This window comes from Bacillus sp. 11B20 (genome assembly GCF_056098985.1).
On the sequence record NZ_JBLZWZ010000009.1, the window covers coordinates 736,581 to 749,007 of the forward strand.

11 protein-coding genes are annotated in these 12,427 nt (G+C 42.4%); 2 read left to right on the plus strand and 9 right to left on the minus strand.

Annotated elements, in window-relative coordinates; translation table 11 throughout:
• Nucleotides 1-68: 68 nt before the first annotated feature.
• A complete protein-coding gene (locus ACN6NB_RS18030; protein ID WP_144516247.1) occupies nt 69-1,280 on the minus strand; it encodes an FtsW/RodA/SpoVE family cell cycle protein in 1,212 nt (403 codons plus the stop codon).
• 475 nt (nt 1,281-1,755) lie between these two features.
• Here ACN6NB_RS18030 and ACN6NB_RS18035 point away from each other — a divergent pair, with 475 nt between their 5' ends.
• Nucleotides 1,756-2,019 carry a spore morphogenesis/germination protein YwcE gene (locus ACN6NB_RS18035; protein ID WP_008345491.1) on the plus strand — a complete coding sequence of 88 codons (264 nt, stop codon included), beginning with the start codon at nt 1,756-1,758 and terminating at the stop codon, nt 2,017-2,019.
• A gap of 77 nt (nt 2,020-2,096) precedes the next feature.
• Here the strand turns inward: ACN6NB_RS18035 and qoxD are convergent, their stop codons facing one another.
• The 8 genes from qoxD to ACN6NB_RS18075 all read right to left on the minus strand — a co-directional run bounded on the left by qoxD (nt 2,097) and on the right by ACN6NB_RS18075 (nt 11,371).
• A complete protein-coding gene (qoxD, locus tag ACN6NB_RS18040) occupies nt 2,097-2,477 on the minus strand; it encodes a cytochrome aa3 quinol oxidase subunit IV (RefSeq protein ID WP_007497818.1) in 381 nt (126 codons plus the stop codon).
• A 1-nt stretch (nt 2,478) separates the two neighbouring features.
• Nucleotides 2,479-3,096: a cytochrome aa3 quinol oxidase subunit III gene (qoxC, locus tag ACN6NB_RS18045; RefSeq protein ID WP_039182371.1), complete on the minus strand. Its 618-nt coding sequence runs from the start codon at nt 3,094-3,096 to the stop codon at nt 2,479-2,481.
• Nucleotides 3,096-5,054 (minus strand): cytochrome aa3 quinol oxidase subunit I, encoded by a 1,959-nt coding sequence (gene qoxB / locus ACN6NB_RS18050; protein WP_007497822.1) that lies wholly within the window; start codon nt 5,052-5,054, stop codon nt 3,096-3,098. Before qoxB ends, qoxC begins: the two co-directional genes overlap by 1 nt.
• A gap of 27 nt (nt 5,055-5,081) precedes the next feature.
• A complete protein-coding gene (gene qoxA, locus ACN6NB_RS18055; RefSeq protein WP_099663814.1) occupies nt 5,082-6,038 on the minus strand; it encodes a cytochrome aa3 quinol oxidase subunit II in 957 nt (318 codons plus the stop codon).
• Between the two features lie 517 nt (nt 6,039-6,555).
• Complete coding sequence (locus ACN6NB_RS18060) at nt 6,556-7,638, minus strand: M24 family metallopeptidase (protein ID WP_474253523.1); 1,083 nt, start codon at nt 7,636-7,638, stop codon at nt 6,556-6,558.
• Nucleotides 7,639-7,650: 12 nt separating this feature from the next.
• A complete protein-coding gene (gene galT, locus ACN6NB_RS18065) occupies nt 7,651-9,162 on the minus strand; it encodes a UDP-glucose--hexose-1-phosphate uridylyltransferase (protein ID WP_474253524.1) in 1,512 nt (503 codons plus the stop codon).
• Between the two features lie 35 nt (nt 9,163-9,197).
• Nucleotides 9,198-10,190 carry a UDP-glucose 4-epimerase GalE gene (gene galE, locus ACN6NB_RS18070; RefSeq protein ID WP_039182383.1) on the minus strand — a complete coding sequence of 331 codons (993 nt, stop codon included), beginning with the start codon at nt 10,188-10,190 and terminating at the stop codon, nt 9,198-9,200.
• Complete coding sequence (locus ACN6NB_RS18075) at nt 10,187-11,371, minus strand: galactokinase (protein WP_474253525.1); 1,185 nt, start codon at nt 11,369-11,371, stop codon at nt 10,187-10,189. The genes galE and ACN6NB_RS18075 overlap by 4 nt, the downstream gene beginning before the upstream one ends.
• 181 nt (nt 11,372-11,552) lie before the next feature.
• On the opposite strand from ACN6NB_RS18075, the gene ACN6NB_RS18080 reads away from it, so the two are divergent.
• Complete coding sequence (locus ACN6NB_RS18080; protein ID WP_064498814.1) at nt 11,553-12,398, plus strand: AraC family transcriptional regulator; 846 nt, start codon at nt 11,553-11,555, stop codon at nt 12,396-12,398.
• Nucleotides 12,399-12,427: the final 29 nt, after the last annotated feature.

Sequence of the window (12,427 nt, forward strand, 5' to 3'; positions counted from 1 at the left end):
AGGGCTTTTCAAAAATTAAAACTCGCAATAAAAAAAGACAGCCTATAATTAGACTGCCCTTACCCGTTTTATTTAAATAAATAACTTTGATATTTAGTTAATTGAACGCTTGCGTTATAGGCGATCCCGAATCCAATCAGAACGGACAAGACAGAGCTTCCTCCAAAGCTGATAAATAAGAGCGGAATCCCTGTTACAGGCATCACGCCTATGTTCATTCCAATGTTCTGGAACGTATGGATCACAATCAAGGCTGTATATCCGACGCAGAAGAATGACGCAAATCGGCTATAAGGATGTATTCGGTCAATCAGTACGACCAGCCGGTAAATCAAGAAGAAGAACATGATCACAACAAACGCACAGCCGATAAAGCCAAAGGCTTCACCTATAATGGAGAAAATCATATCCGTTTGTGCTTCAGGAACATAGACCTTTAAGTTTTTAATGCCGTTCCCAAAAATCTGCCCTGCCCCAATGGCCATAATCGCCTGCTCTACTTGATATTTATCAGATCCAGATGCATCCTGCGTCTGTGCTTGGTTGGCTGCCGAAGAACTATCAGGCAGCCAAGCGGTAATACGGTTGATCTGGTACTGCTGAATGCCTATTGTTTTCGCAAAATCAGGGAATAAGATGATTACGGCTAAAATAGAGGCAACTAAAAGCACAACCACTGAGCCGATGAGTGAGATCAGTTTCCAATTGACCCCTGATAAAAATACCATCACCACAACAATAAACATACAAACAGCCGCAGTCCCTGCATCCTGCAAGAAGATTAGTCCAACTGGTACAGCCGCCACTCCGGCAATTTTTAATAGAAGGAAAATATCATCCTCTAATGTCCGCTTTCCTCTAGGTGTAGACTTTCCAATGACAGATGCGAGCATCATAATCAAACCAATTTTCATGAACTCTGAAGGCTGAAATGTCCCTATTCCTGGCAACACAAACCAGCTTTTTGCACCATTTTTGATTGGAGCAAAATCATGACCCCCGATTTGTGCAGGAGCGACTTTAAGAAGAATTAACAGCATAATGCCGCCTATAAATATATATAAGCTCAGTTTCTCTAATTGCTCTAAGTCAAAATAATTAATAGCAACAATACATATAACTCCGACCATATAGTATATGATCTGCCTCGTCCATGCATTAGATCCATACTGCCCAAATTGACCCGCAGCATAAATCGCAATGACACTGATGGCAAAGAAGGCTAAAAATATAAAAATCAAATCTCCTTGATAGTAAGGAGATGTATTCTGCTTGTTCATGAACTAACCACCCTTATTACAAAACATAAAAGCCCTTGTTTATATTAGATTGAAATTTTCACAAAATCAACTCACCTTAAATATGACGGAAGATACATCCGAAAGGTTCCATTCAATTTTCAAAAAATGAAATACTTTTCATCCTAACAATAGGAAAAAATTCCTCTATACACTTTTCATTCAACCGATCTCAAGTCCTTTAAAAAGTTTATTTTACAGATTTTAAGGGGAAAATTCAATGACCTATGTGGCGATATGACAAGTAAACATCAGATGAGATAGCTGCACTGAGGAATGAGGAATAAAACCATTTTGTATGGAATAAGGCCCATTTTCCAATTATTACGTTTACTTCAAAGTCAATTGTGGTATAATACCTGTAACAAAATGTTCACAATATCTCCTAAAAACAGACACAATTGCATCCTGACCTCTCATTTGATTTGAACATCAACTTACAAAGGAGTTGGATACGATGGATATGTTCTTTGCGTACCTATGTATTGCAACGGCTACACCCCTGTTTTTATGGCTGGAAAACAGAAAGATTGCATTAGCATCTATTCCACCCATTATGATTATGTGGATTTTCTTCGGTCTTTACATGACAAGCAGTTTATCTCCAGCAGGACATACCTTCATGATCGCATTCTTTGCCATTAACGTGATTTTGGCTCACATTGCAGCGTTCCTCATCTATGGACTTCCATTCATTCGCAAAAGATTCAGCAGCAGATAGATATCGCCCAACTATTGGAAGCGTTATCACCATTATGATAAAAACCACTCACCTTTAAGAGATGAGTGGTTTTTTTATTATTTCTCTGAATGCTCAGACTGCTTTGGTGCAGACGGTGAATAACCGTCTTTACTGTTCTCTCCGTGGCTGTAGTGAGCCGCAAAGATCCAAACAGATCCGATGACGAAGATAATCGCACAGAACAGACCAAACAAAGTATTTCCGACTTGAACAGTTCCGTTCTCGCTCTCTGTCATGTGCATAAACATGAACAGCTGCAAGAATGCTTGAATGAACGCAAAACCAAAGATAATCCATAGTTTTGCGGAACTGCCAATTTCAGCTCCAATGGCAATCCAGAATGCTAAAATTGTCAGCACAATGGATAGAATGAAGCCAACTACGTGTTTCCAAGGGAAGTGTTCGTGCTCTGCTGAGGAATGTGTTTTTCCAGCCATATCACAAAAGCCCCCCTAATCCGATCAAGTAAACAGCTGTGAAGATGAAAATCCATACAACATCAAGGAAATGCCAGTATAGACTTGAGATGAAAATCTTCGCTGCTGTTTGTGGAGTTAATCCACGTTTTTTAATTTGGAACAAGATTCCGGTAATCCAGAAGATACCGATCGATACGTGTAGTCCGTGAGTTCCTAAGAGTACAAAGAATGCAGACCAGTACGCACTTGTATGGATGCTCGCACCCTCATGTACATAATGGAAGAACTCAAAAATCTCAAATCCAACGAAGCCTGCACCTAGAAGCAGTGTGAGAATCGTCCAGATGACAACCCCTTTTGTACTTCCACGGCGCATTTCATGAACGGCAATCCCGCATGTAAATGAACTAACCAATAGCAGGAATGTCATGATCAATACAAGTTTCATATCAAACAGCTCAGCTGGTAAAACGCCACCAGCTGTTCTGCCATGTAGAACAAAGTAGGTCGCAAAAAGTGTTGAGAATAACACGATTTCCGCGCCAAGGAATATCCAGAAACCAAGAATGTTTAAACGTCCGGTTTCAGAGCGATATTCAAGCGGTGCATTTGCATAGCTGCTATCATTATGTCCCATTACTTCTGCGCCTCCTTATTCTTTTTCTCTGTTTCGATTACTTCTTCAACAGGAATATAGTAGCCATCGTCATATTCGAATGAACGTAAAATCATCGTTGCGAATACACCGATTAAGCCAATAACGCCAATCCAGTACCATTCAAATACAAGACCGAATGCACCAAGTCCAAAGAATGCAGACATGATCAGCGGTCTGCCTGAATTGTGCGGCATGTGAATTTTCTTGAATTCTTTTTCAGGATGAACGTCTACATTGTTTTGCTTCCAATGATGGAATGCATCTGGTGTTGTCACTTCTGGAAGTGCTGCAAAGTTATAATGCGGCGGAATTGCAGAAGATGTCGCCCAGTCAAGTGTACGCCCTTCTCCCCAGCTGTCTCCAGACACTTCACGTTTTGCGTGTCTCCAGCTGTAGTAAATGTTGTAGCAAAGGATGATGAATCCGATACCCATCATAAATGCACCAATTGTTGAAATAAAGTTTAGTGCAGTCCAGCCATCTTCTGGTCCATACGTATAAATACGTCTTGGCATTCCTTGCAGTCCTAAGAAGTACTGCGGGAAGAAACAGATGTTAAATCCGATCATGAATACCCAGAAGAACCATTTGCCTATTCTTTCGTTTAACTTGTAACCAAACATTTTTGGATACCAGAAAACAAGACCAGCAAAACAAGCAAATACAGTACCTGCGATTAATACATAGTGGAAGTGGGATACAAGGAAGTACGTGTTATGGTACTGGTAATCCGCAGCTGCCATCGCAAGCATAACCCCAGTTACACCACCGATTACGAAGTTCGGGATGAAACCAAGTGCCCAAAGCATTGGTGATGTAAAGCTGATACGGCCTCGATACATCGTAAAGAGCCAGTTAAAGATTTTCACACCTGTTGGTACAGAAATCGCCATTGTTGTAATCGAGAAGAATGAGTTAACCGCTGCACTGTTCCCCATTGTAAAGAAGTGGTGAACCCACACAAGGAAACTAAGAACAGAGATTGCCACAATCGAGACAACCATCGCTTTGTAACCAAACAACTGCTTTCTTGAGAACGTCGCAAAAATTTCTGAGAAAATACCGAAAGCCGGCAGGATAACAATATATACCTCAGGATGTCCCCAAATCCAGAATAGGTTCGCCCAAAGCATCGGCATACCGCCTGCTTCGAGTGTAAAGAATGCAGAACCGAATAAACGATCAAATGTCATAAGTGCTAAAGCAACTGTTAGTACAGGGAATGCAAAAACGATGATGACAGACGTAATCAATGTTGTCCATGTAAACATTGGCATACGCATAAGTGTCATACCTTTTGTACGCATTTTTAAGATGGTCACCATGAAGTTAATACCTGTCATAAGTGTACCAATACCTGCAATTTGGAGCCCGAGCAAGTAGTAGTTCTGTCCAGGTCCTGGTGAGAAATCATTTCCGGCGAGCGGCATGTAACTCGTCCAGCCTGCACTTGGTGATCCTCCAATAACGAAGGAAATGTTGAACAGCATTGCTCCGACCATGAATGTCCAGAAGCTAAGGTTGTTCAAATAAGGGAATGCAACGTCACGTGCACCAATTTGAAGAGGAACAACGACGTTGATTAAACCAATTAAAAATGGCATCGCCATGAATAGAATCATGATCGTACCATGCGTTGTAAAGATTTCATTATAGTGGTTTGAATCTAAAAACGTATTATTAGGAAGCGCCAGCTGCGCGCGCATCATCAGTCCGTCTACCCCACCGCGGAAGAACATAATCACAGCAGCAAGGATATACATGATACCAAGCTTTTTATGATCAACTGATGTCAGCCATTCTTTCCAGAGCCATTTCCACTTTTTAAAGTAGGTTAAAACAAACACGATGGCAATGGAGGTAAGAGCGATAGAAATTTGCGCACCAAGAATTAATGGGTCTCCAGTTACAAAAAACTCATCCCATTTTAAATGCATAACGGCCTCCTCCTTTCCTTAGTCAGTTTATTCTGTTTCTAATTTTCTTTTATAGTTCTTCACATTCTCGAAAGGATCTGTCTTGGAATGCGGAGAAACTGCTTGGTAACCTAAACGTTTGCGTGCTTGGAGTGCATATTCAGAATCCTCTCCGTGCTTCGCAAAGGATAAATGTGTTGATGAGAATGTCTGCACATCTGCAGCATCAGGAAGCATCAAGTAGTCATACGTTTTCTTCGTTAACTTCGGTGCTTCTTTCTTTGTTTTATTTACCCATTTATCATAGTCAGACTGCGTCATCGCATTGACTTTGAATTTTTGCTGAGCAAAGCCCTCGCCTGTGAAGTTGGCGTTTCTTCCTTGATATGTGCCAACTTGATCAGCTTGAAGGTATTGTTCCATCTCCATTCCAGCCATCGCATACTTCTCCCCGCCTAGCTGAGGAATCCATAGTGATGCCATTGTATCAGCGGAAGTGATTTTGAATAAAACCGGCTGATCTTTTGGAATGTTTAAGTAGTTCACTGTCTCAATATTTTCCTCTGGATAGCTAAAGATCCATTTCCAATCAACAGCTGTCGCATAAACGACAAGAGGATCTTTATGGCTTGTTGCTTGAGGTGCCTCTTCCAAAGAGTAAATTGTTTTTACAGTTGGAACTGAAAGGGCAGCAACGATTAATATTGGGATCACTGTCCAGACAACTTCTAGAAGCGTGTTCCCGTGTAGTTCTGGGTTATAAGAGGCGTTTCCAACGTCCTTACGCTCACGGTATTTAACCAAAATGATGGTAAACATTACAAATACCGCACCAACGATAAAGAGCATAAATCCGATCGATAAAAGGATTAAGTCTTTTTGTTGTGCTGCGACTGGTCCTTTAGGATCTAAAACAGCGATATTGCTGCAACCTCCTAATACAAAAACACTCACGAGCATCGCTAATAAAAGCATAGGTTTAATGGCTCTGAACAAGAAGATCACCATCCTTCCTTAGATAATGTATAAATTGCTGAATAATTGTGAAAAGCCATCTGCCTTCGAAAACTTTTCTTCCCTTTGTAATGCTATCAAAATCTGTTAGAGTTAGCTTCCCTTTTTTCAAAAGTTCATTTATTTTTCAACAGATTTCTTTTAAAATGTCATAAATTCGACATAAATTTATATTATTGCACACACAATAAATTTCTAGGATTTTGAAAAGTTGAGAGTTGAAGGCAAAGGACAAACAATCAAGAACTTTGTCAAATTTAGGTTTACCACAATAAAAAAGTTTGGTCAAATTTCAATTTAACTTAATGAAATTTTATCTAGGTAAACAATTTCAAAATAGGTATCCCCACATTTAACAAAAACCTTACTTATTTTAACGCAAGTTGATAAGAAAAGAAAGTATCGATCCTCTGACTATACGCTGTAAGAATTGGTAATCATGTTGAATATGTGGAATCCCACTTAATGACTTCCAGCAAAAAACCGGCTTAGCGCCGGCATTCTGCAATTATTCATCTCTTACTAAAATATCAGGGCGCCTATAGATGTCCCCTTCATGTTCAACGTCAATGTATGTCCACTTGCCTGTATAGGTTAAAAAGCGGTTCCCCTCTTTCTCTACGACCATCGTATCCTCTGATTTCAATCCAGGCAATGAAGGGTTCCATGTAAACACTTGCTGCAGCTGAATTTCTTCCTTCGATGAAGGCACTGCAATCATTTCTCTAGATACAAAGCCCGTTTTCCCTCCTTGATGAAGCTTTTTCCAGCTTTCAGGGAAGCCCTCTTTTTCATACTGAGCGATACCTGCTTTCAACACGTCTCCCAAAGTCTTACCGGGGCGCGTAGCGGCATTCATGACCGTGTCAATTCGTGCCAGCCGCTCTTTGTTCTCTTCAAGCTCCTGTGGAAGCTGACCGAAGTAAACAGACCTTGTGACATTGGCCACGAGTCCATGCCGTTCAGCGCAAAGGACAACAAGCGCATGCTTTTGAAGTTTTTTGTCTGTTGGAATTGGATGACGGTATTGATGAATCCGGTCATCTGTTGCTACAAGCAGCACTTCAATCGTCATTCCCTGCGCGATCGCTTTTTGAGCCGCAAGCGAAGCGATTTGGTGCTCCGTCTGTCCTGGAACGATTTCTTTACAGACACTCTCTACAATGACCGCTGTTTCATGACAAAGTGTTTCATATTGGCGGAGCTGTGATGCAGAAAGAATGGATCGAACTTGCGACAAATCCGGCTCAACCCATTCGAATCCATCCATTTGAATGTCTGACCCGATTCGTTTGTCTTTTGTGAGTGTTTGAATGTGTGCCGTATCATCCTCAAACCAATCCATCGTCACCACTTGAAATGGGTGATCGATATACGCCATCTCTTCTTCAATGATCCGCTTTTCTTCCATTTGATTCACAATGAGGACGATGTCGTCTTTTAACACAAGCAGCTTGCACACGCCCTCTGGTGTATTTAACACAATATGATTTCTTCTTCCTCCTGTCAGCCAGGAGAAGTTATTTCGCTTGTGAATCAAGACACCGTCGAGCTGTTTTTCTTCCATTATTGTTCTTACTTGTTCAATCATCTAATCACCTGCCTATATGAGTGTATGAATGAAACGTTTAAAAGCTGTTTTCCCTTGCTCAGTTCTTTTAAACACACCAGCCTGTGAGAGAATTCGAGAAAAAATGATGCCGACTTCTTTTTGTAAAATGGCTTCTGTATTCTCCTCTGTAAAGGTGTTCTCTTCAAGCAGACGCTTTGCCCATGCTTCATGTTTCGTGATAGCAGGACGGGCTTTGATTTCTACAAGGGGATTTTGGGATAACAGCGCTTCTTTTAATTGGCTTAATTCCTCTGCTAATCTACCAGGAAGAACTGCAAGACCCATCACTTCAATTAATCCGATATTCTCTTTTTTAATATGATGGACTTCTTCGTGCGGATGGAAAATTCCGTCCGGGTGCTGCTTGTTTGTGCGATTATTACGCAGCACTAGATCTAATTCATAGTCATCTCCATGTCGGCGTGCAATTGGTGTAATGGTATTATGCGGCGTCTCTCCTGTATGAGCTAGCAGCTCCACTTCTTCATCTGAATACATTTTCCACTCGTTTAAGATAAAGTCAGCGGCGTCTGCAAGCGTCTGCCTATCGCTGCTTCGAAGGCGGATCACAGACATCGGCCATTTCACAATCCCGGCCCTCACATTCGGAAAGGCACTCAGGGAAAAAACATCTTCAAGCTTCGCTTTCGCCATCGGAAATTCATGCGCACCGCCCTGAAAATGGTCATGACTTAATATACTTCCCCCCACAATCGGAAGGTCGGCGTTCGATCCGATGAAATAATGCGGGTATATATATATGAAAGAAAGCAATCGTTCAAAGGTCTTTTTGGTGATACTCATCGGCTCATGTTCGCCTTTGAACACAATACAGTGCTCGTTGTAGTACACATAAGGTGAAAATTGTAGAAACCAAGATTCATCTGTGAGTGTCACAGGAATAATCCGGTGATTCTGTCTCGCTGGATGGTTGATCCGTCCCCCAAACCCAACGTTTTCTTTACAAAGCAGACAAAGAGGATATTGCTTTTGACTAAGTTTTTTGGCTTCAGCGATTGCTTTTGGGTCCTTTTCCGGCTTCGATAGATTAATTGTGATCTCCAGCTCGCCATCATCTGTTGGTGTAAACCACTGCACATTTTTGGCGATTCTGCCTGTATGAATATAGTGTGCGTGCTGCTGCATTTCATAGAACCAGCTTGTAGCCGCCTCTGGTCCTTCATGCTGGCGTTTCTCTTCAAACTTCGCGTAGATGACACTTGGAGGCGCCACCAAGCATCCCATGATTTTCGCATCTAGTAAATCGCGATACGTATCCGTCCCCTCAGGGATAAGGCCAGTCTCTACTGCCCAATCCAGCATTGGCATTAAGATGTCTTCAAGTTCCGCATCCCCTGAGACTGTTCTTGCCTCAGCTTCATCCAGCCCAAGCACCTCAAGCAGCCGATTTCTCGTATAATCGATATCTAGTGGTGTAATCAGCTCTTGATTGACTCCGTATTGAATCAGCTGTTCCAGTTTTTCAAAAATATCTACCGCCATTCTCTCTGTCCCCTCTCTTGCCTGCCTGTTACGCGTTATTTACTCTGGTAACCGTCTGGATGCTTCTGAAACCAATCCCACGCACTTTGAATAATGGTGTGAAGGTCAGCATATTGAGGTGTCCACCCTAATTCCTGCAGCGCTTTTTCAGAAGAAGCAATCAGCTTTGCTGGATCTCCCGCGCGTCTGTCAGCCACCTGTGCTGGAATCGCATGCCCCGTGACGTTTCTTACAGCATCTACTACCTGCTTCACGGAGAAACCTGTGCCATTCCCTAAGTTATATGTTGCACTTCCTTTTCCAGCACGCAGACGATCAACTGCTAAGATGTGCGCCTCTACTAAATCCATGACATGAATGTAATCTCTAATACACGTGCCGTCCTCTGTCTCATAATCATCACCGTAAATCATGATCTGATCTCGTTTTCCTAAAGCCACTTGCAGAATGATCGGAATGAGGTGTGTCTCAGGCTGATGATCCTCTCCGACAAGTCCATCTGTATGAGCGCCAGCTACATTAAAGTAGCGAAGCACGACGTATTTCATTCCATATGCCTGCTCAGACCACTTCAGCATTTTTTCAATCGCAAGTTTTGTTTCTCCATAAGGATTGGTTGGGTTCGTCTCATCCGTTTCAACGATCGGCACACGCTTTGGTTCACCATACGCAGCTGCGGTTGAAGAGAAAACGATGTGTTTCACATCAAATTCATTCATCACCTGAAGTAAAGCTGTTGCTCCCCCAACGTTGTTGTCATAGTACTTTAGCGGGTTTGTTACACTCTCACCTACAAGTGAATCTGCGGCAAAGTGCATAACCGCTTCTATTTGATGCGTTTTGAAAACCTGTCTTAAAAAATCTTGATCTCGTAAATCTCCCTCTTCTAAAACAGCTCCCTCCAAAACAGCTTCTTTGTGGCCTGTCTGCAAATTATCCACTACTACTACTTGTTCACCTTTCGCTAAAAGAGCCGCTACAGCATGACTGCCAATGTACCCTGCTCCTCCGCACACTAAAATCGTCATAACAATTCCTCCTTCGTGAGTTCTCTTGCGCCGCCTCCAATTCCAGCTGTGTAAAAAGAGGCTTCAATACCTGTCTTCTCTTGATAAATCGCACCCGTTTCTTCTATAAATGATGCCAGCTGCTCCTCTTTCACAATACTGATCGTGCAGCCGCCAAAACCCGCGCCCGTCATACGGGAGCCAATTGTTCCAGGATGGAGCCAAGCGGCTTCTGCCAGAGTATCCAGTTCAAATCCAGTCACTTCATAATCATTCTTTAAAGAGAGATGAGATGCCTTCATAAGCGCACCTATTTCTTCCATTTTATCATCTTTCAGAAATTTGACTGCTTTTATGGTTCGGTCGTTTTCTGTCACCACGTGCCTTGCACGTTTGCGGCATGTTTCATCCTGAATCAAGTGGGCATGCTCGGCAAATTCATCAGCCGTGAGCTCACATAAGTGGGCAAGATCAATTTCTTTTCGCAAATCGTTTAAAGCGGATTGACACTCTGACCGGCGTTCATTGTATTTGGAGTCTGCCAGTGTCCTCTTTTTGTTTGTATTGGCAATGACAAGCGCCAGCCCCTCTTGCCGAAACGGACTGTATTCAAAATCAAGGGTATCGCAATTGAGCAAGATGGCGTGATCTTCTTTTCCAAGAGCAATTGAAAACTGATCCATAATGCCGCAATTGACGCCAATAAATTCATTTTCTGCACGCTGCGAAAGGAGGGCAAGACGGGCATTTGAAACGCCGAATGAATGCCATTCATTGATAAAGACAGCGGTGACAAGTTCGATGGAGGCAGAGGAAGACAGCCCTGCGCCATTGGGAATATTGCCGCCGTATACAATGTCAAAGCCTTCTTCTATCTTCATCCCTGCTTCGATAAACTGATGGAACACGCCCTTCGGATAATTCGCCCAGCCGTCTGATTCCAAGTAAGCGATTTCAAAAAGGTCGAATTCTTTCACACCATCGCCATCAAAGTTCAAGGAATACATTCTCACGCGGCCATCTGACCGCTTGGCACATGCTGCATATGTACCGAGAGTGAGCGCACAAGGGAATACATGACCTCCATTGTAATCTGTATGTTCACCAATCAGGTTCACTCTTCCCGGGGCAAAAAAATAGCGAAGTTCTTCTTCTCTATCCCCAAATTGCTGGTGAAATGCCGTGCGTAACATATCGATCATATCCATTCCCCTTTTCTCTTCTGATACTCTTATTTTAGTTGCCTGAACTGCGTAAGTTCAATGGTAAAAAAATCGTTAAAAAATACCCTTTTTTTGCTGTGAATGGTACGATGTGATATGAGGTGTACCATGATTCAAAATAGAAAAAGGTTGTTTTTTGCTGTGAAGGAGGTTTTCCAATTTGAAGAAGGAAGCATTTGCATTTCGTTTTCACCATTCTGATGTTACATTGCCGGCACAAATATGGTCTGTTGGCTGGGAGGTTCAATCATCTTCTTTATACAGCTGGAATGGCGTGGAGCGGAAGGATCAGGGCAAGTGCATCTTTCAGCTCACACTGTCTGGACACGGCATGATTGAAATCGGACAGAAGCGGTTCAAAGTCTTGCCAGGGCAGGCCTTTCTTGTGAAAAGCCCAAGTGCCTATCAATATTATTTTCCAGAAGACAGTGAGCATTGGGAATTTCTCTATTTGACGCTTTATGGGGAAGCCTGCGATCTTTGCTTTGACCAATTTATAGATCAAGGAAAGCAGGTCATGCGTTTTCATCCTAATTCCAAACCGATCCGCCTGCTGAAGAAAATTTATGATGAAGCCAGTGAAAGACGGATTACCAATCCATTTGAGGGGTCTAGCCTTGCTTATCAATTTGTCATGGAACTGTATTCATATTTGCCAAAGCTTGAGGGACAAATGGAGAAATGGCCTGAGCCCATCGTTCAAGCGGCCTTGTTTGCCAGCCATCATTTTCACGAGGAAATTGGCCCAGACGATATGGCAGCTGCGGCACGTTTATCCAAAAGTCATTTTACGAGGGAATTCAAAAAGGCCACTGGCTTCACACCTATTCACTACTTAACCAATATCCGGTTAGAGAAGGCGGAAACATTACTAAAAACAACGAAATACTCGATTGAAGAAATTGCCATACAGTGCGGCTACCGAAATGCGAATTACTTGAATAAAGTCTTTCGAAAGAAAATCGGCATGTCTCCAAAGCAAATGCGGGAAACAAGCGATGCATAATAAAAAGCAGCCGCTTTATCATTGGCTGC

What these genes read in the sequence shown, in the direction of transcription:
- ACN6NB_RS18030 (WP_144516247.1), bottom strand. Translation starts at nt 1,280, where the DNA reads ATGAACAAGCAGAATACATCTCCTTACTATCAAGGAGATTTGATTTTT.
- ACN6NB_RS18035 (WP_008345491.1), top strand. Translation starts at nt 1,756, where the DNA reads ATGGATATGTTCTTTGCGTACCTATGTATTGCAACGGCTACACCCCTG.
- qoxD (WP_007497818.1), bottom strand. Translation starts at nt 2,477, where the DNA reads ATGGCTGGAAAAACACATTCCTCAGCAGAGCACGAACACTTCCCTTGG.
- qoxC (WP_039182371.1), bottom strand. Translation starts at nt 3,096, where the DNA reads ATGGGACATAATGATAGCAGCTATGCAAATGCACCGCTTGAATATCGC.
- qoxB (WP_007497822.1), bottom strand. Translation starts at nt 5,054, where the DNA reads ATGCATTTAAAATGGGATGAGTTTTTTGTAACTGGAGACCCATTAATT.
- ACN6NB_RS18060 (WP_474253523.1), bottom strand. Translation starts at nt 7,638, where the DNA reads ATGATTGAACAAGTAAGAACAATAATGGAAGAAAAACAGCTCGACGGT.
- galT (WP_474253524.1), bottom strand. Translation starts at nt 9,162, where the DNA reads ATGGCGGTAGATATTTTTGAAAAACTGGAACAGCTGATTCAATACGGA.
- galE (WP_039182383.1), bottom strand. Translation starts at nt 10,190, where the DNA reads ATGACGATTTTAGTGTGCGGAGGAGCAGGGTACATTGGCAGTCATGCT.
- ACN6NB_RS18075 (WP_474253525.1), bottom strand. Translation starts at nt 11,371, where the DNA reads ATGATCGATATGTTACGCACGGCATTTCACCAGCAATTTGGGGATAGA.